The following is a 23,625-nucleotide window of genomic DNA, read 5'->3' as shown; positions in this document are numbered from 1 at the left end:
TCATTGGTGATTCACGATGAGCTTTCCGATCTGGTTGCCCGCGACCTTGCTGGCGGGGGCGACGCAGGCCTGGCGGACCGCCGTGCAGCGGCGGGTAAGCAGGGATCTGTCCGTCAACGCGGCGGGGCTGGTGCGCTATCTTTACGGGCTGCCCTTCACCCTGTTGCTGCTGGGCGGGTATCGGGCGCTCTTTGCCGGCCCCCTGCCCTCCCCCGATCCGCTGTTCCTGCTCTTTTGCCTGGGTGGAGGGCTGGCGCAGATCATTGCGACCAATTTGCTGATCATGGCCTTTACCCATCGCAATTTCGTGGTCGGCACCGCCTATTCCAAGACGGAGGCGGTGCAGGGCGCGGTCCTCTCCTTCCTGCTGATGGGGGAGCGGTTGCATCCGCTTGCCTGGGCGGGGATCGGTTGCGGGGTGATGGGCGTCATGCTGCTGTCGACCGGGGGCAAACGGATGGGGCCGGTGGATTTCCTGCGCGCGCTGGGTCAGCCGGCGGCGCTGTGCGGCATCGCCTCGGGCTTTTTCTTCGCGTTGACCGCCATCGGCGTGCGGCGGGCGACGCAAGAGGTGGGCGGGAATGATCCGATCCTGGCGGCGCTGATCGTGCTGGTGGTGACGGTGGCGTTGCAGACCGCGATGCAGGGCGGCTTCCTGCTGCTGCGCGAACCGGAGCAGATGAGGAAGGTCTTTCGCAGTTGGCGCGTGTCGGGGCAGGTCGGGCTGCTTTCCTCTCTGGGGTCGGCCTGCTGGTTCACCGGCTTTGCCACCGCACCGGTCGCGCTGGTGCGGATCGTCGGGCAGATCGAGGTCGCCTTCACGCTGGGCTTCGGCCATTTCTATCTGGGCGAGCGGATGGCGCGTAGCGAGGTCATGGGGCTGATGCTGGTGGCAAGCGGGGTCGTGCTGGCCTTGATGGGAGCATTTTAACGCCCCAGCGCATCGCTAACGGATATTTTACCAACGTCCGATAGCCGATTTCCCGTGGTAAATCAGGCAAGAACCCGGAACGTCGAACAAGCGGTGATGAAGGTGGCCAGGCTGTCCGGCGACCTCGGCATCCGCACGCTCGACCTGCAGGCGGACATCAGCGAACTGGCTGATCGCGTCACCCATCAGGCCAGCACGATCGACGCGATCAGCGGCGCGGCGGCACAATTGTCGCGGGACGGCGAAAGCGTCTCGCTGGCCGGGCAGGATGCGCGGGAGAAGGCAGTCGCCGCGCGCGGCATCATCCATGATTCCGGACGGCAGCTTTCGGACGCCAACGCCAATTTCGTCGATCTGATCGAGCGGGTGGGCAGCATCCATGAGCAGCTCGACGGCTTTCGTCAGGCACTCAAGACCGTCGCCCACGTGACCAGCGTGATCAGCGGCATTGCCAGCCAGACCAATTTGCTGGCGCTGAACGCCACCATCGAGGCGGCACGGGCTGGCGATGCCGGGCGCGGCTTTGCGGTGGTCGCGGCGGAGGTCAAGAAGCTGGCGCAGGAAACGGCGGCGGCTACGCAGACCATCGACCAGTCGATCGGTGCGCTGACCGGCGAGGCAGGCAAGATGCTGGAGGGCATCACCCATGGCGCCGAAACCGCGCGCATGGCGCTGTCCGACACCAAGAATATCGAGTTGCTGGTCGAGCGGCTGGGCAGCCTGATGGAGGATCTGTCCAGCAACAGCGATACGGTGGCGCAGCGCATTGCCTCCATGGTCGGATCGGCGGGCGAAATCCGGATCGGCCTGGAGGCGCTGGCCAATACCTCAACCGACAATGCGGGCGGATTGCACCGGCTGTCCGGACGGATCACCACGGCCAGCGACGATACCAACCAACTGCTGCAACTGGTGGCGGAAAGCGGCGTCGCCATTCCCGATTCGCCCTATATCGACTTCTGCCTGGATGCGGCACGGGCCGTCAGCGAGGAACTGGAACGCGCGCTGGCCGATGGCCGCCTGACCGAAGCCGAACTGTTCAGCGAATTTTATGCGCCCATTCCCGGCACCCGTCCGGCGCAGTACAGCCACCCGGCCCAGCCTGTGCTGATCCCCGCCGCGCGGGTGCAGCAGGAAGAGGCACGGCGGTTCAAGGGGCTGTTCGGCATGACCTTCACCGACCGTAACAGCTTCGGCGCGGTCGCCATGCCGGAACGCTCACTGGCCCAGCAGCCCGGCAACGATAACTGGAACATGGAATATTCGCGTCAGGGCGTGATCTTCGATTTCCCCGACACGCGCGAACAGTGCAAGATCACCCAGCCCTTCTGCCTCAAGGCCTATCGCCGCCTGACCGCAGAGGGGGATGTCGTCCTGCTCAAGCAGGTGATCGCCTCCATCCATGTACGGGGGCGGCATTGGGGCATTTTGCAGATGGCCTATCAGGACCAGGGTTGAGACGGGCCGCCCTTCCCCTTTCCTGACGGAAAGGGAGTCCATGACACTGGCGGACGCCGCCCGATCGGGATCAGGACGCCAGCGCTCGCGGCGCGGGACCTAACTGGGCGAGGTCGATCGACTGGACGAACTCCACGCCCATGCGGTCTTCCTTCGACCAGCGCGCAACGGCGTTGACGGTCTGGCCTTCGCTGAAGTCAATCGCGAACAGTGTGCCTTCGGGAACGTTCCAAAGCCCTTCGAGCAGCGCCCCGGTGGCGGAGATATTGCGGATACGCCCGGTATAGACATAGCCTTCATGATGCACGGCCACGGTGCGCAGCATCGTCTTGCGTTCCGGCCGGCTCGACTGGAAGCCCTGCGGAGTGACGTGGCCGCCATGCCGGTTCTGCTGGACCAGCGCGTCCTGCGCCGACAAAGGGCGGCCATAAACATAGCCCTGGATGTGACTGCATCCCAATTGGCGGATCAGGTCGAGTTCGTCCTGGGTTTCCGCCCCTTCCGCCGTCGTGTCCATGCCCAGCGCTTCGGCCAGGCTGACGATCGCCTTGATGATCGCGCTGTTCCGGCTCCCCCGGATCGCGGCGCCGCGCACGAAGCTCTGATCGATTTTGATCTTGTCGAAGGGCGCTGTCTTCAGATAGCCGAGCGAGGAATAGCCGGTGCCGAAATCGTCGAGCGCCAGACGTACGCCCAGGCCCTTCAACCGGGCGAACATCGATTCCGTACCGTCACCGTCGCTCAGGAACACGCTTTCGGTGATTTCCAGCTCCAGCCGTTCCGGCGCCAGTTGCGACGCCGCGAGCGCGTTCATGACGATGGAAGGCAAGCCGTGATTGGCGAACTGGATCGGCGAGACGTTGACGGCGACACGCACCCCCTCATCCCATTGCGCGGCATCGCGGCAGGCGGTGCGCAACACCCAGTCGCCGATCGGCCCGATGAGACCGCTTTCCTCCGCAATCGGCACGAACAGCGCGGGCGAAATCGCGCCCCGCACCGGATGCTGCCAGCGCAGCAGCGCTTCATAGCCGGTGATCCGTTCGGTCTTGGACGACACCACCGGCTGATAGACGAGGTGCAGCCCATCGTCCGCCAGGGCGCGGCGCAGATCTTCCTCCAACTGCCGGCGGTCTTCGGCATCGGCGTGCATTTCGGGCGAGTAGAAGCGGTAAACGCCGCGTCCGCCGCCCTTCGCCGCATAGAGGGCGAGGTCGGCATTGCGGATCAGCGCATCGGCGGTCACGCCATCCTGCGGGCAGAAGGAAATGCCGATCGATACGCCGATCACGACGGCGGTGTTCTCGATCGCATAGGGTTGCGACACGTCGGTGATGATCGCACGGGCAAGATGATCGAGCTGAATCTTGTCGGGGCGGCCCGGCAACAGAATCTTGAACTCATCGCCGCCCTGCCGCCCGACCAGCCCCTTGTCGCCGACGACGCGCTGGATGCGCTGGCTGACCTGACGCAACAACGCGTCGCCCGCCGGATGACCGAGAGTATCGTTGACCGTCTTGAAGCGGTCGAGATCCAGCATCATCAGCGTGCACTCGCGGGGCTGGCCGTTCCTGCCGGCCACCGCCTGCTCCAGCGAGCGCATCATCTGCATCCGGTTGGCAAGGCCGGTCAGCGAATCATATTGGGCCAGGCGATGCACCTCGGCCTGACTGCGGCGCATTTCGGTAAGGTCCGTGCCGCTGCCCCGGAAGCCGTGGAACTGACCATATTCGTTGAACACCGGCTGGCCGGAAATCGACCACCAGCGTTCGTCCTTTGCCATGGCGGCGCGGATCGGAATTTCGGCAAAGCCGGTGCGGGCGGACAGGTGGAAACCCAGAGTGCGCTCGCCATCGCCGTCCTGCCGGTCTCCGGGGCGGATGATTTCCGTGATCGGGCGGCCGATCAACGCGTCATTGCTGAGGTCCAGCGTGCGCGCCAGCGTGTCTGAAATATAGGCGATGCAGCCATGGCGATCGGTTTCCCAGAACCAGCCGCGGCCCGACTGCTCATATTCATGCAGCAGCCGGTCGGATCGTTGGGCGCACAGGTCCCGCTGGTAGAAGGCGATGGCGCGGTTCATGTCGGCATTGGCCTGACGCAGCGCCGCGATCAGCATCACCGCGATACAACTGATCAACAGGCCGATCTGGGCAAAACCCGCCCCGTGCGCGAGGGTGGCGATCAACAGGCCGGTGAAATAGCTGACGCCCAGCAGCCGCCGATCCCCGAAAATCGACACCGCCATCAGCGCCACCGCCATTTCCGCCGTGAGGTTGCGCGACAGCGCGCCTGCGATCAGCGACGGCCCCAGCATCAGGCTGAAGGTCAGGCCCGACAGCAACACCATGGGCAGCATCAGCCATTTCTGGTGATGAGGACGCAGCCGTTGGAAGCGGACGCCGCGCGGCACGACGATGGCGACGCCATCCACCAGCAGCATGGCGGACAGGGCAATGGCATGGCCGATATTGCCCGGTTCGTAAAAGGGGACATGCAACAGCGCGGTGATGCACAGCTTGCCCAGCAGGACCAATGGCCAGAGCCGGGCGATGTGGACGAAGGTGCCGGAAATCCAGGAGGCATCGACCTCCGCCCCGCCCTCGGTCAGCCCAAGGGCGACGACGAGATCCATCCGCCGCGCGTGCAGTTCCGCCAGATTGGTCCGCAGGGAAGCCATGCCTCCCTGCGTAACGAGGAGTTATTGAAAGAAGCTTACCTGCCCGGCGACAGAATAGCCCTTTTCTCCGTCGATTAGACCCGCATCGGCATCAGAACATAGAGAGCCGGGCTGCGATCATTTTCGCGGATCAGCGTCGGCGCGGCGGCATCGGCCAGATGCAGTTCGACCAGTTCGCTGTCGATCTGGTTGAGGATGTCGAGCAGATAGCGGGCGTTGAAGCCGATGTCGAAGCCTTCGCCCTGGAAAGCGCCGGGCACTTCTTCAGCGGCCGTGCCGTTTTCCGGGCTGGTGACGGACAGGACGATCTTGTCCCGCTCCAGCGTCATCTTGACCGCGCGGGTCTTTTCCGTCGCAATGGTGGCGACGCGGTCCACGCCTTCCTCGAAGCTGCGCGGATCGATCTTGAGCAGCTTGTCGTTGGCGGTCGGGATGACGCGGCTGTAATCGGGGAAGGTGCCGTCGATCAGCTTGCTGGTCAGGATCGCGCTGCCGAGGCCAAAGCGGATCTTGCTGGCCGACAGGCTGATCTGGACCGATCCCTCGACCTCATCGAGCAGCTTGCGCAGTTCGCCGATGCACTTGCGGGGCACGATGATGCCCGGCATGCCGTCGGCGCCGTCGGGACGCGGTACGGTGACGCGGGCAAGGCGGTGACCGTCGGTCGCGGCCGCCTTCAGCACCGGCTGGCCGTCATCCGAGACGTGGAAATAAATGCCGTTCAGATAGTAGCGCGTCTCTTCGGTCGAGATGGCGAAGCGCGTCTTGTCGATGATCTGCTTCAGCGTCTCGGCCGGCAGTTCGAAGCTGGTCGGCAGATCGCCTTCCGCGATCACCGGGAAGTCGTCGCGCGGCAGGGTCGACAGGTTGAAGCGGGCGCGGCCCGCCTGGATCAGCATCTTGCCCTCGGCCGCGTGGAGCGACACCTGGCTGCCTTCGGGCAGCTTGCGGGCGATGTCGAACAGGGTGTGCGCCGAAATGGTGGTCGCGCCGGGCTGTTCGACCTGCGCTGAAACGCTTTCGACGATCTGGAGGTCGAGGTCAGTCGCCATCAGCTTGATCGCGCCGTCGGCCGATGCTTCGATCAGCACGTTGGACAGGATCGGAATCGTGTTGCGCCGCTCAACCACCGACTGGACGTGGCTGAGGCTCTTGAGGAGCGTTGCGCGTTCGATGGTGGCCTTCATGTCCCTGTTCTGTCCGTTTCTTTTCTGCGCAAAGCCCGGAGACGGTCGAATCCGGGCGACAATGATGGATGGTCCTTCATAGCCGCTGTTGCGGTCCCTGCAAGCATTCGCTGAGCCTTTCGTTTCGCTCGGGGTTGCAAAAAGGATCGGCTTGCGCTTTGCCGGGGATGTGAAACGCTTGTGGTCCCTCGCCCTTCCCCTGCTGATGTTCGGTGCGACCGCACAGGCGCGGGACTCGCTGGGCGTGTTCGAGGCCTGGGGCGCGTTTCGCGATCCGGCCGTGTCCCAGTCCGGTGGCCCGCGCTGTTACGCCATCGCCATGCCGGTCGCGGCGAAGTCGCAGGGCTTTGCGGCGGTCGGAAGCTGGCCACGGCAACAGGTGCGCGGACAGGTGCATTTCCGCCTGAGCCGGATGCGGGCCGAAGATGCGGCGGTGATCCTGAACGTGGGCGACCGGCGCTTTACGCTGGTGGCGGGACAGGTCGATGCCTGGGCGCCCGATGCGCGGGCCGATGCGGCGATCATCGCGGCGATGCGATCGGCCACCAGCATGAGCGTGCAGACGCGGGATGCACGCGGGCTGGGTTTTGCCGATACCTATGCCTTGCGCGGGGCGGCGACGGCGATCGATGCGGCGGCCCTGGGGTGCGCGCGGCTGCGTTAGAATCGCGCCGCTTTCAAAATCTGCGAAAATCGGCTATGGGCGCGGCCATGCAGACAGCCGCCAACCCCTTGATGCCGATTCCCGGCCTTATCGACCCTGTGCCCGTGCCGCGTGCGGTAACGCCCCGTGAGGATGGGCGCGTCGACCTGATGGGGCTGTCGCGCCCGCAGATCAAGGGCGCGCTGGAGGAAGCAGGCCTCGATCAGAAGCAGGCGAAGCTGCGCTCCAAACAGCTGTTCCACTGGCTCTATCATCGTGGCGAGACGGATTTCGACGCGATGACCGACCTCGCCAAGCCCATGCGCGGCTGGATGGCGGAGCGCTTCGTCGTCGGCCGTCCGCAGGTGGTCGAGGCGCAGGTGTCGAGCGACGGCACCCGCAAATGGCTGCTGCGCTCGGACGACGGGCAGGATTATGAGATGGTGTTCATCCCCGACGCGGACCGGGGGACGCTGTGCGTGTCGAGCCAGGTGGGCTGCACATTGAACTGCCGTTTCTGTCACACCGGCACAATGCGGCTGGTGCGCAATCTGACGCCGGGCGAGATTGTGGGGCAGGTCATGCTGGCGCGCGACGCGCTGGGCGAGTGGCCCAAGGGCAGCATGGCGTCGGCCAATGACGATGAGGCCGACGATGCCTCGCAGTACACGACCGACGGGCGGATGCTGACCAACATCGTGATGATGGGCATGGGCGAGCCGCTCTATAATTTCGACCATGTGCGCGATGCGCTGAAGGTCGTGATGGATGGCGATGGCCTTGCCCTGTCGAAGCGGCGGATCACCTTGTCGACCTCCGGCGTGGTGCCGATGATGGCGCGGGCGGGCGAGGAGATCGGCGTGAACCTGGCCGTGTCGCTCCATGCCGTGACCAAGGATGTGCGCGACGAACTGGTGCCGCTCAACAAGAAGTTTGGCATTGAAGAGCTGTTGCAGGCCTGCGCCGACTATCCGAGCGCGAACAATGCGCGGCGGATCACCTTCGAATATGTGATGATCAAGGACAAGAATGACAGCGACGAGGATGCGCGCGAACTGGTGCGGCTGCTGCGTCACTATAAGCTGCCCGCCAAGGTCAATCTGATCCCGTTCAATCCCTGGCCGGGCACGGATTATGAATGCTCGACGCCCGAGCGGATTCGCGCTTTCAGCAACATCGTGTTCGAGGGCGGGATCAGCGCGCCGGTGCGCACGCCGCGCGGGCGGGACATCATGGCGGCCTGCGGGCAGCTGAAATCCGCGTCGGAGAAGAAGAGCCGGGCGGAGCTGGACCGCCTCGCCGCGGAGAAGCAAGCCGCGCTCGGATAGAGCGGGGCCGATTGGGTGCGCCTTTGCGGCGCGAGACGAAAACCCCGCCCGGAACGGCGGGGTTTTTCTTGTGCGTTTCGTCCGGGCGGTATCAAGGGTGAAAAGAATGACGGACGAAGAGATGGAACGGATCGCCCTGGGCTTTTGCGCCCGGACGCTGCCCAAGGAGGAATGGACCCATATGGCCCATTTCTCGACGGCGCTATGGCTGATGCTGCGGGGGCCCGATCTGGTGCCGGAACGCGACATGCCGGGGATGATCGCGGCCTATAATGAAAGCGTTGGGGGCGTGAACAGTGATACGTCCGGTTATCATGAGACGATCACGCAGGCATCGTTGCGGGCGGCGCGGGCGCTGCTGACAGGCTTGCCGGAAGGGGTGACGCCGGCGGAGGCCTTTGCGGCACTGATGGATTCGCCCATGGCCGACAAGGACTGGCTGTATGCCTATTGGTCGCGCGAACGGCTAATGTCGGCGGAAGCGCGTCGCGCATGGGTGGAGCCGGACCTCACTCCCCTGCCCTGGGCATAGAAAAAGGGCGGCCCCGCATGGGACCGCCCTTCCCCTGTTCTATCCGAGAGGGATTAGAAGCGGAAACCGATGCCGACAACGCCGGCGTCACGGCCGCCGAGACCGTCTTCATACTCGGTGCGCTGATATTCGGCCGAGATGTAGGTGTTGCCGGTCACGGCGAATTCCACGCCGCCACCGTAACGAACGCCTTCATAGTTGAAGTTGGTGCCAAGCAGTTCGAAGCGGGTGTCGGCATAGCCGACCTTGCCGAACGCCAGAACGCGCGGGGTCACGACATAGCCCAGGCGAACCGAAGCGGCCAGATCACGGCTGACGTCAACGCCGCCTTCCTTAATGGTGGAATCGCTGAACGACACTTCCGGGCCGAAGGTGATGCGCGGCGCGACAGCCAGGTCGTAACCGGCGCTGACGCCATAAGCAAAACCGTCCTGGCCACCGACCTTGTCGTAGCCCAGCGTCACGCCTGCGCGCGGCCCGGTGAAGGGCGCAGCGTCCTGAGCGAAGGCGGGAGCGGAAACGGCAGCAGCAGAAGCAGCAATCGCTGCGAAAATCACAGTCTTCATATAATCCTCATATCATGAGCAACGTCCATATCCCCGAACAGGATAGACGCTTTCGTTCTCTTTACGGGTGGTGTCGCGTTCTTATTCTATCATCACCATTGGACTACCGATTTTGATCGGAACCCTTCCCGTCCTGCGTTCAGCGATATGTGTCACTGACGGCGTGCATATGTAACGCAATTGTCATTGTTGCAAGTTGGGTATGAACTTTATGAATATATGAGGCTTTTCCGCAACAGATCGATGCGCACGAAAAAGGGCGGCCCCGTGCAGGACCGCCCTCTCCGCCTTGAACAGCGGGGTTCGCTTAGAAGCGGAAGCCGATGCCGACAACGCCTGCGTCGCGGCCGCCGAACCCGGCTTCATATTCGGTGCGCTGATATTCAGCCGAGATGTAGGTGCGCGGGGTTACCGAATATTCCAGACCACCACCGAAGCGCACGCCTTCCAGATTATAGTGACCGGCGCCGACGGGTTCGAAGCGGCTGTTGGCATAGCCGACCTTGCCGAACGCCAGGACCTTCGGGGTCACGACATAGCCCAGGCGGACCGAAGCGGCGAGATCGCGGCTGGCGTCGACGCCGCCGAATTCGGCGGTGGATTCGCTCAGCGACACTTCCGGACCGAAGGTGACGCGCGGCAGCACGGCCAGATCATAGCCGGTCGACACGCCGTAGCTGAAGCCGTCGCTGCCCTGAACCTTGTCATAGCCCATGGTAACGCCAACGCGCGGACCAGTAAAAGGCGCAGCGTCCTGAGCGATAGCAGGAACAGAAATGACGGCAGCAGCAATCGCCGCGAAAATCGCAGTCTTCATGATATTCCTCATATTATTATTCGATACCCTGAACCGGGTGAGATTTATTTATGTTCTCAATCGGTTTTTAAAAGGGACTGATCTTTAAAATATTTCTGATCTTATCCCTCTTGAAACTTCAAGGAATCGATCCATACGAATTTAAACTTGCCTGAAATTTACTTGACCTCAGACAGGGGCGCTTATGCCCCCCAAAGCTGGCTCCCAGATGAACGAAATCAGGTCATGCGTTCATGTTCGTCCCAGGAACGACCTTTTTGACCCGACTGGTGCAAAAGAGTAACAGTCACTTATGGACAACGCGCCATCGGACCGAACCCTGGTCGAGCGAAAGCCGGCCCAGCCCAGGCTGGTGCTGCGGCACCGGTTGCCGACGCGCCTGTGGCACTGGCTGAATGCCCTGCTGCTCTACGTGCTGTTCACCAGCGGCCTCGGCATATTCAACGCGCATCCCCGGCTCTATTGGGGCCAATTTGGCGCGAATTTCGACCATCCCTGGCTGAAGCTGGAGCGCTTCGGCGGCTGGATCACCCTGCCCGCGCATTATAATCTGGCGATGTCGCGGCACTGGCACCTGACCGCCGCGCCGATCTTCGCCTTCGCGCTGTTCTTCTACATGCTCTGGAGCCTGTTCGGGCGGCATCTGACGCGCGACCTCGCCTTTCGGCGCGGCGAACTGGCGCCGCGTCATGTCTGGCGCGACATCCGCGACCATGCACGTCTGCGCTTTCCGACCGGGGAGGCGGCGCTGCGCTATAATGTGCTCCAAAAGGCAAGCTATATCGGCGTGATCTTCGTCGCGCTGCCGCTCATCATCCTGACCGGCCTTACCATGTCGCCGGGCATGAACGCGGCCTGGCCCTGGCTGGTCGAGCTGTTCGGCGGGCGGCAATCGGCACGGTCGATCCACTTCATCACCGCCTTTGCGCTGGTGGCCTTCTTCCTCGTCCACATCCTCATGGTGCTGCTGGCGGGACCCGTGAACGAGATCCGGTCGATGATCAGCGGGCGATACCGGGTGCCGGAACCAAGCATGGAGAATGGGGAATGAGCCTGATCCTCACCCGCCGCACCCTGGTGCTGGGCGCCGCCGCGACGCTGGCGGGTTGCGACCGGCTGGCACGCAATGAGGCGTTTCGGGACGTGCTGTTCTCTGCCGAAAATTTCCACAAATGGGCGCAGCGCAGCCTGATGGCGCGTGACGCACTGGCCCACGAATTCCGGCCCGATCAAATTTCCCCCTTCTTCCGGCCCAATGGCACCGCCAATCCGGACACGCCGGAATATAGGGCACTGTGGCGCAACGGCTTTGCCGATTGGCGGCTGCGGGTCAGCGGACTGGTCGAACGACCGCTGTCTCTGTCGCTGGCCGACCTCCACGCCTTCCCCCATCGCCAGCAGATCACGCGGCATGATTGCGTCGAAGGGTGGAGCGCCATCGGCAAATGGCGGGGTGTCGCGTTGAAGCGGGTTCTCGATGCCGCACGGCTACGGGACGGGGCACGCTATATCGTCTTTCACTGCGCCGACGATATGGGCAGCGGCAAGGCCTATTATGAGAGTATCGACCTGATGGATGCCTTCCACCCCCAGACGATCCTGGCCTTCGCGCTCAACGACCAGCCCTTGCGGGTCGCCAACGGCGCACCGCTGCGGCTGCGCGTCGAACGGCAATTGGGCTATAAGCAGGCGAAATATTTGATGCGGATAGAGGCGGTTACCTCCCTGGACGGCATTGGCGACGGCAAGGGCGGCTTCTGGGAGGACCATGCCGGATATGACTGGTATGCCGGCATTTGACCTCAACGGAATGACCTGACAGGGTAGCAGCATGAAACTGTTCGATCGGGTCATCAATCGGCTGGTCACACGTGGCCAGCTTACCATCCATTATCATGACGGCAGAAAAATCACGGTCGGGAAGGCCGAACCGGGCTTCCCCTCGCTGGCACTGAAGTTCCACGATGCGCGAGTGCCGTTCGACATCATCAAGGATCCGCGCCTGGGCATGGCCGAAGCCTTTATCGACGGGCGGGTGGCCATCGAGGGCGGCGGGATCATGGAACTGATTTCGCTCGTTCGCATGAACAATGCCTGGGAAACCGGCAAGTCGGTCAGCGATCTCGGCTCGTTGAAACGTGGCTTCAAGACGATCCGGCACAAATTGTGGGCCGCCAATCATCGCACGCGGTCGAAGGCCAATGTGGCGCATCATTACGACCTGTCGGGCGCGCTCTATGCACTCTTCCTCGACCGCGACCGCCAATATAGCTGCGCTTATTTCCCCGACGCCGACAATGAAACGGGCATCAGCCTGGAGCAGGCGCAGGAGGACAAGAAGGCGCATATCGCCGCGAAACTGCACCTGAAGCCCGGCATGAAGGTGTTGGACATCGGCTGCGGCTGGGGTGGCATGGCGCTCTATCTGCACCGCACCTGCGGCGTGGACGTGACCGGCATCACCCTGTCGGAAGAACAGCTGAAGGTCGCGCGGCAACGGGCGCAGGACGCGGGCGTGGCTGACCATGTGCGCTTCGAGCTGATCGATTATCGCGATATCGAGGGACCGTTCGACCGCATCGTGTCGGTCGGCATGTTCGAACATGTCGGGACCAAGGATTATCGCACCTTCTACACCAAGTGCCGCGAACTGCTGACCCCGGAGGGGGTCATGCTGATCCACACCATCGGCCGGATCGACGGGCCGGGCATCACCGACGCCTTCACCCAGAAATATATCTTCCCCGGCGGCTATATCCCCGCCTTGTCGGAGATGATCCAGGGCAGCGAAGGCACCCGGCTGATGGTCACGGATGTCGAGGTGCTGCGCATGCATTACGGCCTCACCATCCGCGAATGGTACAGGCGGACGCTGGCGCATAAGGCGGATATCGTCGCGCTCTACGACGAACGGTTCTTCCGCCTCTGGACCTTCTATCTGGCAGGCGCGGCGACCGTGTTCGAACATGGCGGCATGGTGAATTACCAGGTCCAATATGTCCGCGACCGGCGATCCCTGCCGATCACCCGCGATTATATGCTGGAGGCCGAGGCCGCACTGCGAGGCCGCTGATTAACCATGAATATTGGCTGACGGAACCGTTCCCGGACGGTTCAGTCGGCCCGGTGCATCTTCCCCTTCATGTCCCCGCTGCTCAGGCGACGGGCGCGCATGTGAGGAGAAGCAGACATGAACATCTTGTGGAAGGGCGCGGCCGCGCTGGGGCTGGCGATCACGGCCATGGGCATCGGCGCAGCGCCTGCGCAGGCGCAATATTATGGCGGCGACTATGGCTATCGCGACGGCTATCGGGGCGATGACTATCGCCGCTGGGACGACCGCCGCGGCTGGCGCGATGACGATCGCCGTTATTGGCGGGGCGACCGGCGCAGTTGGCGCGGTCATTATCGCCAGCGTTGCTGGACCGAATGGCGCTACAGTCATTATCGCGACCGGCGCGTGAGGGTGCGCGTCTGTAACTGACAGCGATAAAATCCTCCCTGTGTTCAACGCATAGGGGGATTATGGATATGTTACGCCGTCCGCCGATTGAACCGGCGGGCGGCTTGCGGCATCTTCGTTCCATGACCGATCCCATGCCCGTCATCCAGAGCCTGTTGTCGGGCCTGCCGATCTTCCTGCTGCATCTGGCCTGCGCGACACTGGCCTGGATCGCGGCGCTGGCGCTTTATATGTGGATCACGCCGCATGACGAATTCGCGCTGATCCGCGCAGGCAATGATGCCGCCGCCATCTCGCTGGGCGGCGCGGCGATCGGCCTGGCGGTGCCGCTGGGCTTTTGCCTCGCGGGATCGGTCAATAGCTGGGACATCGTGATCTGGGGCAGCGTGACGCTGATCCTGCAACTTATCGCCTTTCGCTTCGTCGATTTTCTGCTGGGCCAACTGCCTGCCCGGATCGAAGCCAATGAACGCTCCGCCGCCATCTTCCTGGCGATGATGAAGACCGCCATCGCCTGCCTCACCGCAGGCGCGATCGCGGGATGATCCGGTGAACCGCCCGCGCCTCGGCTGTCTGCCCGGGCTGCTCGGCATCATCCTTGCCCTGCTGTGGATCAGCGAAGTCACCCGGCCGCCGCCACTGCAAGTCGAAACCTTCAACCCACGCTCGCCCCGCCGCCCGATGCCGCAATGGAGCGATGAGAGCTTCGTGATCGAGGAACGGAACGAACCCCCTTCCGACAGCATGGGGACGACCTTTGCCGTGGACCGGGGCGGTGCCTGGCTGACCGCCCAGCATGTCACCCATGGCTGCACCCGCGTCGGCATCGAGTCGGGCGGCTTTGCCCGGCCCGTCTCGCGGCTGATCGAAAGCCGTGAAGCCGATGCGGCGGTGGTGCGCAGCAGATTGGCGAGCGACCACGCCCTGCCGCTGTCGGATCGCATGCCCCCGGCGGGATCGGTCGGATATCATATGGGCTTCCCGGCCGGGGAGCCGACGCTGGTGATATCCGAACTGATCGGCGCCGCCCGTGCCCGGCGGGGAACCGGGGAAGAGACGCAGCCAGTCCTTGCCTGGGCCGAACATAGCCGGATCCCGATGGGCGACGGTACGCTGTCCGGCATCAGCGGCGGGCCGGTCTTTGCCGAGGACGGCCATGTCGTGGGCGTCAACAGCGCGGCCACCGACCGGCGGGGGCGAATCCTGACCACCGCGCCCGATGCGATGATGCGGCTCGTCACCGCCAGCCATGCCGTCGCCGATCAACCGGTCGCCTATCCCTTCCTGGATGCAGCCGATGCGCAGGCGCGATTCGAATCCTGGCTGGCGCAGGGGGTGATCCGCCGGATATTCTGCGACGTGGACAAAACGCCGGGAGTGTTGACGCAGGGGCGACCAAAGGGCTAGTCCGCGACGAAATTCACAGGATCAGAACTATCATGAGCGATACCCCTCCCGACCGCCTTTCCACCAACCCGAAAAGCCCTTTTTTCGACATGGACGTGCTTCAGCGCGGCATCGGCATCAAGTTCAAGGACCGGGTCCGTAACGATGTCGAGGAATATTGCCTTTCGGAGGGCTGGGTCCGCGTCGCGGCGGGCAAGACCCGCGACCGCCACGGCCAGCCGCTGACGATCAAGCTGTCCGGCCCGGTCGAAGCCTGGTTCGAAAATGCGGCCGAGGGCGCTGACGAAGCCGCCGAAAAGGGCGAATAAGCTTTTCGCCTGAGCTGAAAAAGGCGCTGCCTCTGGCGAGGCGGCGCCTTTTTTCTCTTATACCAAGATTCACTGATCAGAACCCCTGGGCCCAATCGCGCAGGCCGATCGACATGATGCGCCCGGGCTGTTCGACGAGCCTGTTCCAGGCGTCGCAACAGTGATCGACGATGTCCTCGTGGGAGTTGAACACGCGGTTCGACAGCCAGTTGTCACGCAGGAACTGCCAGATATTCTCCTGCGGGTTGAGCTCGGGGCACTTCGATGGGATCGGGATGATCGAGATATTACCGGGCACGTTGAGCTTGGGCGTCAGATGCCAGCCAGCCTGGTCCATGAGCAGCACGGCGTGCGTGTCAGGAGCGACGGCCAGTGAGATCTCGGCCAGGTGCAGGTTCATTGTGTCGGTGTTGCAGAACGGCAGGATGAGGCCTGCAGCCTTGCCTTCCTGCGGGCAGATCGCGCCGAAGATATAGGCGGAGCTGGTGCGCTGATCATGCGGCGCGGATGGTCGCGTCCCTCGTTTGGCCCAGCGCCGCGTGATCTTGTTCTTCTGTCCGATCCGGGCCTCGTCCGTGAACCAGATTTCTATCGGTGTGCCCCGCGGGAGGCACGCTTTGACCTTGTCCAGCTCGGCGGCAAAGCCCCCCTTTTGAAGGCCTCAATTGCCTCTGGATCCTGGGCATGATGTTTGGGCCGGGCTGACAACTTGCGGTAGCCCAGCGCCCGCAGCTCACGGCTCAGTGTCGGCCTCGAAACCGAGACGGAAAACTCGTCCCATAGCCACTGAGCCAGATCAATGATCCGCCAGCGCACCACGCCGTGCACGGCGGGGATCGGACCCCGTTCGACCATCTCGACGAGGGCTGCGCGGTGGGCAGCGCTCAGGCGCGAGGGCTGGCCCGGCGCCTTCCGGTCGATCAATCCATCGGGTCCGGCCGCGTTGAACCTCAACACCCAGTCGCGGACGATCTGCAGCGTCACCCCGCCGATCCGTGCCGCCTCGGTACGGCTCGACCCCTCATAGATCGCCGCCAGCGCCAGTAATCGCCGCGCTTGCGCGCCATCCTTCGATTTACGGGCCGCGGCCCTCACCAGGGTAGCGTCAAAGTCGGCGCGAAGCGGGATCGGCATGACAAACTCCAGCTCGTTTGCCACCTTGAATCAGCACCGCTCGGACATGGCAACCCCTTATGAGTCAGGCTTTCCGGACGTTGGTATTACAGGCGGGTATCAACGCAACGCTGCGTCGCGCTTCACATCCGCGATAATGTCCCCGAGCGAACGCACGGAAGGCGTCGCATCGGCATAGCGCATGGCGCGCATATCCATGGCAAGGCGCGGCTGGCCGACGGCAGGCGTCTTGCGTGCCGAAGCCACGCCCCCATCTTCCGGATCGTCCCCGGTCATGTCCATGCCGGCAAAGCGCGTGCCGCCGCCCAGCGACGGATCGGAACGGAAAGGATGCAGTTGCGGCTTGTCGGGATAGATGAAGCCGAAGGTCGGATTGGTCCGCGCGCCCATCTGGCCAGTCGGGCTATGCCAGACGCGCACCTCGCTCCAGTCGCCATCCTCCGACACGTCGATCGCCAGCACATCCTCCTCAATGGCGCCGGGCACCGACCAGTTGGCGTGGCGGATCAAGACATGCCGGCCGTCCAGCACCTTGCTGACCACCGCGACATGCCCCAGCACCATCGGCCCGACCGGACGGAAGGCCAGCACCGCACCTTTGCGGGGGGCGTGGCCGCGCTTGTAATGATTTTCCGCCTGGTCCCACCAGGTCAGCGCATCACCATAGAGCTGAACGCCGGACACGATGCGCGCATAGGGCACGCATTGCAGCACGGTCGCGCTCCACACAGGCGTCGTTGTCAGGCTGGCCAGCAGCAAGGCCGCCCAGCGCATCATTCCCAATTTCATGCGACCCCAAAAGCGTCAGAATCGCCCCACCGCTGATGAGATTAGGCGGCGGTTCTTAGAAACTGGTTAAAATGTCAGAAAGCACCGCGTGCAGAGTCGCTGCCGGCGGTCGCACGGTCAGCCATGGCGATCTGCACCGGCATGTCGTTCGACTTGTGCGCGTAGATGAAGCCCTTGGCGGCGTTGGAACGCAGGCCAAGATCACCGATCGGGCCGTACCAGACGCGCACATCGGTCCAGTCATTATTCGGCGAGACGTCGATCGCGCGCACATTCCGCTCGATACCACCGCGATAGGACCAGTTGGCATGGGTCAGCAGCACTTCACGATCGCTGATCACCTTGCTGACCATCGCGACATGGCCGACCGGCATGGTGCGGCTGGCGGCGAAGGCCAGAACGGCGCCGACGCGCGGCTCATGGCCACGGTCATAACGGCCCTCGGCCTGACCCCACCAGGTGTTGGCGTTACCATGCAGATCGATACCGGAAACCTGACGGGCGAAGGGCGCGCACTGGAGGACGCCAGCAGCGGCCGGGGTCGTGATCAGGGCGCCGAGCGCGAGCGTTGCCGCTGCGACAAAAGCGCGAAAACCACCGATCATGCGTTGCGACCCCCGACTTCTTTTTAGGAACTAACCCCGTGATAAAGTCTTAGGGCAGACGCCAGACGAGTTGAAAAGCAGCGAGCGACGAGCCGTTGTTGCGGCGCGTCAACCTGCGGAACGATAGACGTGGCCAGCCGTTACCGTGAATCGCGTCGATTCCTGTAAATCACTGAAAAGACTGTCTTCTGTTCCGGTCATCCAGACCTGACCGCCGGTTTCGCGCAGCCGTTCGAACAAAGCGGCTCGTCGCGACGGGTCGAGATGAGCCGCCACCTCATCGAGCAGCAGCACCGGCGGCTGGCCGCGATGATCAGCCACCAACGCGGCATGGGCGAGCAGGATGGAGAGCAGCAACGCCTTCTGTTCGCCAGTCGAACACAGCGCAGCGGCCTGACCCTTGGCGGCGTGGATGACGGCCAAATCCTGTCGATGCGGTCCGGACAGGGTGCGTCCGGCAGCGGCGTCGCGGCGGCGTTCGCGGGCAAGGCGAAGCCCCAACGGCTCGTCGCAGCCCTCTTCCCCCTCCATGGCCAACAGGGGACGGGCGAAGGGATGGTCGGGCCGCCCCTCCAGCGAGGCGCTGAGGCGCGCGACCAGATCGGCGCGGGCGGCGGTGATGGCCGTACCATGCTCATCCATCTGGATTTCAAGCGCGCTCAGCCAGCTCGGATCGGCGACGGAGAGGTCGGCCAGCAGCCGGTTGCGCGCCCGCATCGCCGCTTCATAGCGGGCGCTGTGCACGGCATGGGCGGGATGAAGCGCCAGCGTCAGTCGATCAAGAAAACGCCGCCGGCCGCCAGGGCTGTCCATGAACAGCCGGTCCATCGCCGGGGTCAGCCAGACGATCGCCAGATGATCCGCCAGCGCATTGGCGGAAGAGGACACGCCGCCGATCCGCACCTGCCGCCGGTCAGGAGCCGAAGCCAGCACGCCGGTCCCCAGCATCACGCCATCCACTTCAGCCGCGATGCCGAAGCCCCCCGCCCCGCCCTGCCGCACCATGTCGCGCAAGGCCCCGCCGCGCAGGCCCCGGCCCGGCGCCAGCATCGACACGGCCTCCAATATGTTGGTCTTGCCCGCGCCATTCTCGCCGGTCAGCACGATGAAGGCATGATCGGGGACAATCAGCGCATCCGCATGGTTGCGGAAATCGCTCAGGGTAAGACGGCCGATCATCGGGCCGCTCTAGCCAGTGTGGCGCTATTGGGAAAGCGTTTCGCGATTCGGCGAGGCGGGCGCGTCCAACCTCACGCCTGCTGCAAACCCGGAAAACGGGGGTGGGCAATGCCCACCCCGCGCATCTTACAGACCGTCAACGGCCTTGCTGACAAGGATATTCACCGCAACACGGCGGTTCTGCGCCTTGCCTTCCGGCGTGTCGTTGCTCGCCAACGGGTCCGCCTTGGCCATGCCGGTTGGGGTCAGCATGCGATAGGGTTTCCAACCGCAGGCCTGCTGCAGATAATTGACGACGCGGCTGGCCCGCTTTTCGCTGAGCACCTGGTTGATTTCGTCGCCACCCGTGGAATCGGTGTAACCCACGACGAGGATCAGGGCGTTGCTCACACCCTCTGCGCTGGTCGCCGCGGCGCAGAGATCGTTCTTCGCCTGTTCGGACAGCACGGCCTTGCCAGTGTCGAAATTCACGTTGGTCGTGGCCTTGACATTATACTGGTCAATCTCGCCCATGCGACCGCGCAGCGCCTCGGTTGCCGCGGTCTGTTCGGCAAAGCCCTGTTCGGTGCCGTTGTGGATCATGGACGCGGTCCTGAGATCCTTGTTCTGCAGATTGATCTGGCTCGCCACCAGGCCGCCGCCCGATTGCAGCGTCTTGACGGTGACCGGCACGCCGTTGAGCAGCGAGGTCGCGGCGAGCCTGCTGCGGCTGAGGCCGAAAAAGCCCTTGCTGGCGCTGATCTTGGTGGCGTCGTTGATGACGATCACCGACTTGGTGCCGTCGGCGGCCGTGACCTGCATCTTGTCGCCGCTGCGCGCGGAAATGAAGCCCTTGATTTCAGGGCCTGCGGTCATCTGGGCCGGGGCGGCGAATGTCGCGGAGACGTCGGCCGAGGGCGGCTCCTGCGTCTGCGTCTGCGCGGACACGCTGCCCGCCGCCGCTCCGGAGAGCAGGGCCAGCATTAAAAGATATTTCGGGCTTTTGGAAATGACACTCATCACGCTACTCCTTCAAAATTCGACCAGTCGGGCCTGCATCACCGCAGCTTTTCGTCCGACCACCGTCCGCGTGATGGCGTTTTCGGCTGTCAGAACCCTCTCCATTTACCTTCGTAAAATCTCCGGCATGGCGCTGCGGGTGCGCGCCATGGATATCCTGCCTGTTCAGCTTAACCTTTCTGATACATGAACAGCCTGGGTCACGTCAGTAGTTGTGCAGGCAATTGGAGTGCCTCGTGCGACGAACCGTTGCATACTGCACCGCACAAATGAACGATCATGCCTGATGGATTGCCCCAATAGACTTTGGAGTAACTGTCTCAAATTGATAGCCATTTGTTCCAGGGCGAGCAGGACTGCGTTCACAGGCAAAATTCAACAGTCCGGCTTTTATCCTTCCGAAACATTCATTTGACATCTGCTTATGACGATCCGGGGCCAGTCGGGAACGGGCGCCTCGGCACGCAGCGCAGAAACAAGGCGCGTGACTCGCTTCGAGAATCACGATGGTGGGGGGGGGGGAATGAGATCGAACAGCATTCCCTGCGTCAGCATGCGGGCAATGGGCGCCCCCGGTCCGTCAGGGACGAAGTTGCAACGGTCAGCGACGCCGCCTCTTCCAGAAACCCGCGGGCGCCAACGGTTGGCCGGCGCTTGCGTTGTATAATGCGGCGGCGGCTGCCGCGGCAGCAGCCAGCATGAATGACGATATGGCCGCAAGAGCCAGAAGCACCGGCGTGGTTTCGTGCGCGACCAGCGCAATCGCGGCATTCGCAATAGCCGGTGGATGCAGCGCGTCGAACATGACCACGAAGCAAAGCGCGATGCCGACGGCGATGGCGATGGTGAGCGGGGTAGGCAGGAAGAACATACGGGCGATCAAGCCCACCATCATCGAGCCGACATGGCTCACCACGATTCTGGCCGGGTGGCACTGACGCAGGGTCGGCGAAGTCGAGATCAGGACAGCCGTTGAGAAGATCGAGGCAAGGTAAAGCCGCCCTCCTGAGCTCCATTCACCTGCCCAAATGGCGGCATAGGTAACCGTGCCGCACGCAAGCGCACACAGGATCGCGCGCTCGACGCGCGACATTGTGCGCGGCGCAGGCCGAGATTCCCGTGCGATGGCACGCGGATCAGGCTCGTCTCGAACTGCGGACAGCGCAGCAGGGTCAAGGCTGACCTCCCGGAACGCAGCCGACGAGCTGGTGTCTCTGACAGATAAGATCGAGGGAGGTTCGCCCATGGTAACGCGCTACCTTGCCATCGTCCGCGTGCCTTCCGGATGATCCTCGCTGTTGAGGATCATCCGGACGCATTGGGCTCGACTGGCGAGTCCGGAACGCATGTCAGACGACGATCGGATCGTCGTTCATGGCCTGCTCGATCAGATGCTTGCGATCGTCGAACTGCGGCGAGACCTTGAGGTCCATGCCGAGCGTGGCTTCATCCTCGTCATGGGTGAAGCCGAGGCTGTGGGTCGCCTCGAACATCACGCCACCGGGCGTGCGGACATAGATGGATTCAAAGTAGCCGCGATTCTTGCGATCCGAGAAATCGGTGAAGCCCATGCCTTCGGTCTCGAACTTGATGCGCGCTTGCACATCCATGTCCGGAACCGCGAAGGCGCCGTGGTGGATGATGCCTTCGGCGATGGTCCAGCTGCCCTGCCGCAGGTCGGGTTCATGCACCAGATCGATGATCGTGCCGGGCGTGTCGCTGTCCTTCACGCGATAACGATGGCGATTGCCTTCCTGTCCGATCTTCTCGAAGTTCCATTGGCTGTTCATGAAGATGTCCATGTCCTCGATCTCGCGCACCGAGGCCGTCCAGCTATGGAAGCCACGCTGCGCATGTTCGATCGGGACATAGGGCGAGTCGAACGGCTCGCGATTGTCGGTCTCGTCCTCCAGCACTTCAAATTCAATGCCGCAATCGGGATGCAGGAAGCCGACATAGCGCTGCCCGAACCGCACGCCCGGTTCGCCTGTCGCGATGCCGTGCCTGTTCAGATGGGCAATCCACCATTCGAGCGACCCCTTGGGGATCGCGTAAGTGCAGGCGGTGAACTGGTTGGATCCCTTCCGGCCCTTCTGGCCGGTGCGCCGGGTGGGGAAAGTGGTCATCACCGTACCTGGTGTGCCCAGCTTGTCGGCAAAATAGAGGTGATAGATCGGGATGCTGCCATCGTAGAACAGCGTCCGCTTCACGAAACGCTGCCCGATCACCTTCACGAAGAAGTCGATGTCGCCCTGCGCGGTACCGGTGCAAAGCGTAATATGATGCAGTCCTGAAATGTGATGAGTTTCCATGGTCGCTCTCCAGACTAGTTTTAGGAAGAAGATGAGGCGCCCCGAAGCCGCTGTCCGGCGCCACGCCACTCTCAGGCGCTACCATCGGGGGACACCATCCACCACGTCGCTTTGTGAATAAGCCAGATTGGATTTTTGAATATGCCTGGCCTTTCCGTCGGCCACGGCCTATCGAGCATTTTGGGGAGGCCATCCTCCTGCCGGGGAGAGCTAATGCTGTCGTTCACGCACCTCACGGTCTTCGAGGCGATCATCCGGACGAAAAGCGTCAGCCTGGCCGCCGAAACGCTGGACATGCCGCAGCCGACGGTAAGCCGCTATCTCAAGCAGTTGCGGGAGCATTTCGATAACCAGCTTTTCGTGCGCACCCATGCCGGTCTGGAGCCAACCTCGCTTGCCCTCTCAGCCGCTCCGGCCGTCGCGCAGGCGCTCGAGCTCTATCGGACACGCCTGAGCGGTGCGCTGGAGTTCGACCCGAGAACCGCCAATCGCAATTTCCATATCGCGGCATCCGACGTCGGCCATCTGCTCATCCTGCCCCGGCTCGTCGAATGGGCAAGGCAGGAAGCGCCGGGCGTGCGCTTCAAGGCGGTGCCGCTCGGCGGCGAGAAGCTGATCGCGAAACTCGAATCCGGCGAGGTCGATGTCGCGATCGGCAGTTTCCCTGCGCTATTCGCCGGGGTCCTCGAACAAAGCCTGTTTCCGGAATCCTATGTCTGCGTCGTCCCGCGCAGCTTCATTCCGCAGGGCCGCCTCACCATGGCCCGCTTCAAATCCGCCCGCCATGTGCTCGTCGATGGGCGCCATCTCGGGCATATCCACGAGGATGTCGAGAAGATCATCAGCAAACTTGTGGGCGTCCGGAATATCACGGTCATGGCCGAGAGCTTTCTGTTGAGCGCACATATTGCCGAGCAGTCCCGGCTCATCCTCACCGCTCCCTCGCGACTCACTGACATCCTGAAACGCGACGCGGTTCGCATCCTCAAGCCGCCTGTGAACCTGCCAGGTTTTCAGGTGAAGCAATATTGGCACGAGCGCTTCCACGAAGATGCCGGCCACATCTGGCTGCGCAGCATTCTGGCGAGGTTTCGCGCGCTCGGCCCGGTCCCCGAGGCCGAGCCGTCATCGCCCGGCTAGGGCGTTGAACGCCGGTAGATAGGCGGCACCGTCGTCAATCCAGCAATCGGGTCGATCATGCTCGTTCAACCACCACTTCACCAGGCGCTTTTCCACAAGAGGCAACGCATGGCGGCTTTCATAGGTCGCAATCGTTGCGGTCACGCC

At 63.2% G+C, this 23,625-nt stretch carries 26 protein-coding genes; 14 read left to right on the top strand and 12 right to left on the bottom strand.

The genetic code is table 11. From position 1 onward, the window contains the following. Positions 1–16 precede the first annotated feature (16 nt). Together HUK73_RS14840 and HUK73_RS14835 are read left to right on the top strand one after the other, a co-directional pair. The gene (locus HUK73_RS14840; RefSeq protein WP_176592587.1) at positions 17–931 is read left to right on the top strand and encodes a DMT family transporter; all 915 of its coding nucleotides are present in this window, start codon (positions 17–19) and stop codon (positions 929–931) included. Positions 932–1,027: 96 nt separating this feature from the next. Continuing rightward, positions 1,028–2,389 carry a methyl-accepting chemotaxis protein gene (locus HUK73_RS14835; protein WP_176592586.1) on the top strand — a complete coding sequence of 454 codons (1,362 nt, stop codon included), beginning with the start codon at positions 1,028–1,030 and terminating at the stop codon, positions 2,387–2,389. Positions 2,390–2,459: 70 nt separating this feature from the next. On the opposite strand, the gene HUK73_RS14830 is transcribed toward HUK73_RS14835, so the two are convergent. Both HUK73_RS14830 and dnaN read right to left on the bottom strand, forming a co-directional pair. Beyond that, complete coding sequence (locus tag HUK73_RS14830; protein WP_176592585.1) at positions 2,460–5,069, bottom strand: EAL domain-containing protein; 2,610 nt, start codon at positions 5,067–5,069, stop codon at positions 2,460–2,462. 74 nt (positions 5,070–5,143) lie between these two features. Then, positions 5,144–6,256, bottom strand: a complete 1,113-nt coding sequence (gene dnaN, locus HUK73_RS14825; RefSeq protein ID WP_176592584.1) for a DNA polymerase III subunit beta — start codon at positions 6,254–6,256, stop codon at positions 5,144–5,146. 205 nt (positions 6,257–6,461) lie between these two features. On the opposite strand from dnaN, the gene HUK73_RS14820 reads away from it, so the two are divergent. The 3 genes from HUK73_RS14820 (at position 6,462) to HUK73_RS14810 (ending at position 8,759) form a co-directional block, all read left to right on the top strand. After that, positions 6,462–6,920: a hypothetical protein gene (locus tag HUK73_RS14820; RefSeq protein ID WP_218036613.1), complete on the top strand. Its 459-nt coding sequence runs from the start codon at positions 6,462–6,464 to the stop codon at positions 6,918–6,920. Positions 6,921–6,967: 47 nt separating this feature from the next. Then, positions 6,968–8,227, top strand: coding sequence for a 23S rRNA (adenine(2503)-C(2))-methyltransferase RlmN (rlmN, locus tag HUK73_RS14815; RefSeq protein ID WP_176592583.1), 1,260 nt, complete (start codon positions 6,968–6,970; stop codon positions 8,225–8,227). Between the two features lie 106 nt (positions 8,228–8,333). Then, positions 8,334–8,759 carry a hypothetical protein gene (locus HUK73_RS14810; RefSeq protein WP_176592582.1) on the top strand — a complete coding sequence of 142 codons (426 nt, stop codon included), beginning with the start codon at positions 8,334–8,336 and terminating at the stop codon, positions 8,757–8,759. Between the two features lie 53 nt (positions 8,760–8,812). Here HUK73_RS14810 and HUK73_RS14805 read toward each other — a convergent pair whose 3' ends face one another. Beyond that, the gene (locus HUK73_RS14805) at positions 8,813–9,325 is read right to left on the bottom strand and encodes an outer membrane protein (RefSeq protein ID WP_176592581.1); all 513 of its coding nucleotides are present in this window, start codon (positions 9,323–9,325) and stop codon (positions 8,813–8,815) included. 307 nt (positions 9,326–9,632) lie between these two features. Further along, the gene (locus HUK73_RS14800) at positions 9,633–10,142 is read right to left on the bottom strand and encodes an outer membrane beta-barrel protein (protein WP_176592580.1); all 510 of its coding nucleotides are present in this window, start codon (positions 10,140–10,142) and stop codon (positions 9,633–9,635) included. A 292-nt stretch (positions 10,143–10,434) separates the two neighbouring features. Between HUK73_RS14800 and HUK73_RS14795 the strand changes: the two genes are divergently transcribed. From HUK73_RS14795 to HUK73_RS14765, 7 genes are all read left to right on the top strand, one after another. After that, positions 10,435–11,193: a cytochrome b/b6 domain-containing protein gene (locus HUK73_RS14795; RefSeq protein WP_176592579.1), complete on the top strand. Its 759-nt coding sequence runs from the start codon at positions 10,435–10,437 to the stop codon at positions 11,191–11,193. Continuing rightward, positions 11,190–11,942 (top strand): molybdopterin-binding protein, encoded by a 753-nt coding sequence (locus tag HUK73_RS14790; RefSeq protein WP_176592578.1) that lies wholly within the window; start codon positions 11,190–11,192, stop codon positions 11,940–11,942. The genes HUK73_RS14795 and HUK73_RS14790 overlap by 4 nt, the downstream gene beginning before the upstream one ends. Positions 11,943–11,973: 31 nt before the next feature. Continuing rightward, complete coding sequence (locus tag HUK73_RS14785) at positions 11,974–13,215, top strand: cyclopropane-fatty-acyl-phospholipid synthase family protein (protein WP_176592577.1); 1,242 nt, start codon at positions 11,974–11,976, stop codon at positions 13,213–13,215. Positions 13,216–13,332: 117 nt separating this feature from the next. Further along, positions 13,333–13,626, top strand: coding sequence for a hypothetical protein (locus HUK73_RS14780; protein ID WP_176592576.1), 294 nt, complete (start codon positions 13,333–13,335; stop codon positions 13,624–13,626). 101 nt (positions 13,627–13,727) lie between these two features. Then, positions 13,728–14,150, top strand: coding sequence for a DUF350 domain-containing protein (locus HUK73_RS14775; protein WP_176592982.1), 423 nt, complete (start codon positions 13,728–13,730; stop codon positions 14,148–14,150). A 4-nt stretch (positions 14,151–14,154) separates the two neighbouring features. Further along, positions 14,155–15,012, top strand: a complete 858-nt coding sequence (locus HUK73_RS14770; RefSeq protein WP_369805496.1) for a serine protease — start codon at positions 14,155–14,157, stop codon at positions 15,010–15,012. Between the two features lie 32 nt (positions 15,013–15,044). Beyond that, entirely contained in the window at positions 15,045–15,320 is a 276-nt protein-coding gene (locus tag HUK73_RS14765) for a DUF3297 family protein (protein ID WP_176592575.1), read from the top strand. A gap of 76 nt (positions 15,321–15,396) precedes the next feature. Here the strand turns inward: HUK73_RS14765 and HUK73_RS14760 are convergent. The 5 genes from HUK73_RS14760 to HUK73_RS14740 all read right to left on the bottom strand — a co-directional run bounded on the left by HUK73_RS14760 (position 15,397) and on the right by HUK73_RS14740 (position 20,026). Further along, positions 15,397–16,454 (bottom strand): IS630 family transposase gene (locus tag HUK73_RS14760; RefSeq protein ID WP_176592120.1). Its coding sequence is split into 2 segments (ribosomal slippage): positions 15,397–15,966 and positions 15,969–16,454, totalling 1,056 coding nucleotides; the frame shifts between segments, so codons are not numbered across the junction. Between the two features lie 99 nt (positions 16,455–16,553). Then, entirely contained in the window at positions 16,554–17,231 is a 678-nt protein-coding gene (locus tag HUK73_RS14755; protein ID WP_176592574.1) for a CHAP domain-containing protein, read from the bottom strand. 86 nt (positions 17,232–17,317) lie between these two features. Further along, positions 17,318–17,848, bottom strand: coding sequence for a CHAP domain-containing protein (locus HUK73_RS14750; protein ID WP_176592573.1), 531 nt, complete (start codon positions 17,846–17,848; stop codon positions 17,318–17,320). A 108-nt stretch (positions 17,849–17,956) separates the two neighbouring features. After that, entirely contained in the window at positions 17,957–19,027 is a 1,071-nt protein-coding gene (gene recF, locus HUK73_RS14745; protein ID WP_176592572.1) for a DNA replication/repair protein RecF, read from the bottom strand. A 126-nt stretch (positions 19,028–19,153) separates the two neighbouring features. Next, entirely contained in the window at positions 19,154–20,026 is an 873-nt protein-coding gene (locus tag HUK73_RS14740) for an OmpA family protein (protein WP_176592571.1), read from the bottom strand. Here HUK73_RS14740 and HUK73_RS14735 point away from each other — a divergent pair. Further along, positions 20,016–20,216, top strand: coding sequence for a hypothetical protein (locus tag HUK73_RS14735; RefSeq protein ID WP_176592570.1), 201 nt, complete (start codon positions 20,016–20,018; stop codon positions 20,214–20,216). The two genes, HUK73_RS14740 and HUK73_RS14735, sit on opposite strands and share 11 nt — an antisense overlap. Positions 20,217–20,627: 411 nt before the next feature. Here the strand turns inward: HUK73_RS14735 and HUK73_RS14730 are convergent, their stop codons facing one another. Then, positions 20,628–21,119, bottom strand: coding sequence for an HPP family protein (locus tag HUK73_RS14730; protein WP_176592569.1), 492 nt, complete (start codon positions 21,117–21,119; stop codon positions 20,628–20,630). Between the two features lie 256 nt (positions 21,120–21,375). Beyond that, entirely contained in the window at positions 21,376–22,338 is a 963-nt protein-coding gene (locus tag HUK73_RS14725; RefSeq protein WP_176592568.1) for a ring-cleaving dioxygenase, read from the bottom strand. 213 nt (positions 22,339–22,551) lie between these two features. Between HUK73_RS14725 and HUK73_RS14720 the strand changes: the two genes are divergently transcribed. After that, positions 22,552–23,478, top strand: coding sequence for a LysR family transcriptional regulator (locus tag HUK73_RS14720; protein WP_176592567.1), 927 nt, complete (start codon positions 22,552–22,554; stop codon positions 23,476–23,478). Here HUK73_RS14720 and HUK73_RS14715 read toward each other — a convergent pair. After that, positions 23,464–23,622, bottom strand: a complete 159-nt coding sequence (locus tag HUK73_RS14715; protein ID WP_176592566.1) for a hypothetical protein — start codon at positions 23,620–23,622, stop codon at positions 23,464–23,466. The two genes, HUK73_RS14720 and HUK73_RS14715, sit on opposite strands and share 15 nt — an antisense overlap. Positions 23,623–23,625: the final 3 nt, after the last annotated feature.

This window comes from Sphingobium sp. EM0848 (genome assembly GCF_013375555.1).
Taxonomy (GTDB): domain Bacteria; phylum Pseudomonadota; class Alphaproteobacteria; order Sphingomonadales; family Sphingomonadaceae; genus Sphingobium.
Note: the sequence above shows the minus strand (reverse complement) of the source record. Positions and strands in the feature narration are given on the sequence as shown.

What these genes read in the sequence shown, in the direction of transcription:
- HUK73_RS14750 (WP_176592573.1), bottom strand. Translation starts at nt 17,848, where the DNA reads ATGATCGGTGGTTTTCGCGCTTTTGTCGCAGCGGCAACGCTCGCGCTC.
- HUK73_RS14755 (WP_176592574.1), bottom strand. Translation starts at nt 17,231, where the DNA reads ATGATGCGCTGGGCGGCCTTGCTGCTGGCCAGCCTGACAACGACGCCT.
- HUK73_RS14790 (WP_176592578.1), top strand. Translation starts at nt 11,190, where the DNA reads ATGAGCCTGATCCTCACCCGCCGCACCCTGGTGCTGGGCGCCGCCGCG.
- HUK73_RS14795 (WP_176592579.1), top strand. Translation starts at nt 10,435, where the DNA reads ATGGACAACGCGCCATCGGACCGAACCCTGGTCGAGCGAAAGCCGGCC.
- rlmN (WP_176592583.1), top strand. Translation starts at nt 6,968, where the DNA reads ATGCAGACAGCCGCCAACCCCTTGATGCCGATTCCCGGCCTTATCGAC.
- HUK73_RS14810 (WP_176592582.1), top strand. Translation starts at nt 8,334, where the DNA reads ATGACGGACGAAGAGATGGAACGGATCGCCCTGGGCTTTTGCGCCCGG.
- HUK73_RS14730 (WP_176592569.1), bottom strand. Translation starts at nt 21,119, where the DNA reads ATGTCGCGCGTCGAGCGCGCGATCCTGTGTGCGCTTGCGTGCGGCACG.
- dnaN (WP_176592584.1), bottom strand. Translation starts at nt 6,256, where the DNA reads ATGAAGGCCACCATCGAACGCGCAACGCTCCTCAAGAGCCTCAGCCAC.
- HUK73_RS14800 (WP_176592580.1), bottom strand. Translation starts at nt 10,142, where the DNA reads ATGAAGACTGCGATTTTCGCGGCGATTGCTGCTGCCGTCATTTCTGTT.
- HUK73_RS14805 (WP_176592581.1), bottom strand. Translation starts at nt 9,325, where the DNA reads ATGAAGACTGTGATTTTCGCAGCGATTGCTGCTTCTGCTGCTGCCGTT.
- HUK73_RS14765 (WP_176592575.1), top strand. Translation starts at nt 15,045, where the DNA reads ATGAGCGATACCCCTCCCGACCGCCTTTCCACCAACCCGAAAAGCCCT.
- recF (WP_176592572.1), bottom strand. Translation starts at nt 19,027, where the DNA reads ATGATCGGCCGTCTTACCCTGAGCGATTTCCGCAACCATGCGGATGCG.
- HUK73_RS14775 (WP_176592982.1), top strand. Translation starts at nt 13,728, where the DNA reads ATGACCGATCCCATGCCCGTCATCCAGAGCCTGTTGTCGGGCCTGCCG.
- HUK73_RS14740 (WP_176592571.1), bottom strand. Translation starts at nt 20,026, where the DNA reads ATGAGTGTCATTTCCAAAAGCCCGAAATATCTTTTAATGCTGGCCCTG.
- HUK73_RS14820 (WP_218036613.1), top strand. Translation starts at nt 6,462, where the DNA reads ATGTTCGGTGCGACCGCACAGGCGCGGGACTCGCTGGGCGTGTTCGAG.
- HUK73_RS14725 (WP_176592568.1), bottom strand. Translation starts at nt 22,338, where the DNA reads ATGGAAACTCATCACATTTCAGGACTGCATCATATTACGCTTTGCACC.
- HUK73_RS14735 (WP_176592570.1), top strand. Translation starts at nt 20,016, where the DNA reads ATGACACTCATCACGCTACTCCTTCAAAATTCGACCAGTCGGGCCTGC.
- HUK73_RS14780 (WP_176592576.1), top strand. Translation starts at nt 13,333, where the DNA reads ATGAACATCTTGTGGAAGGGCGCGGCCGCGCTGGGGCTGGCGATCACG.
- HUK73_RS14835 (WP_176592586.1), top strand. Translation starts at nt 1,028, where the DNA reads ATGAAGGTGGCCAGGCTGTCCGGCGACCTCGGCATCCGCACGCTCGAC.
- HUK73_RS14785 (WP_176592577.1), top strand. Translation starts at nt 11,974, where the DNA reads ATGAAACTGTTCGATCGGGTCATCAATCGGCTGGTCACACGTGGCCAG.
- HUK73_RS14830 (WP_176592585.1), bottom strand. Translation starts at nt 5,069, where the DNA reads ATGGCTTCCCTGCGGACCAATCTGGCGGAACTGCACGCGCGGCGGATG.
- HUK73_RS14840 (WP_176592587.1), top strand. Translation starts at nt 17, where the DNA reads ATGAGCTTTCCGATCTGGTTGCCCGCGACCTTGCTGGCGGGGGCGACG.
- HUK73_RS14720 (WP_176592567.1), top strand. Translation starts at nt 22,552, where the DNA reads ATGCTGTCGTTCACGCACCTCACGGTCTTCGAGGCGATCATCCGGACG.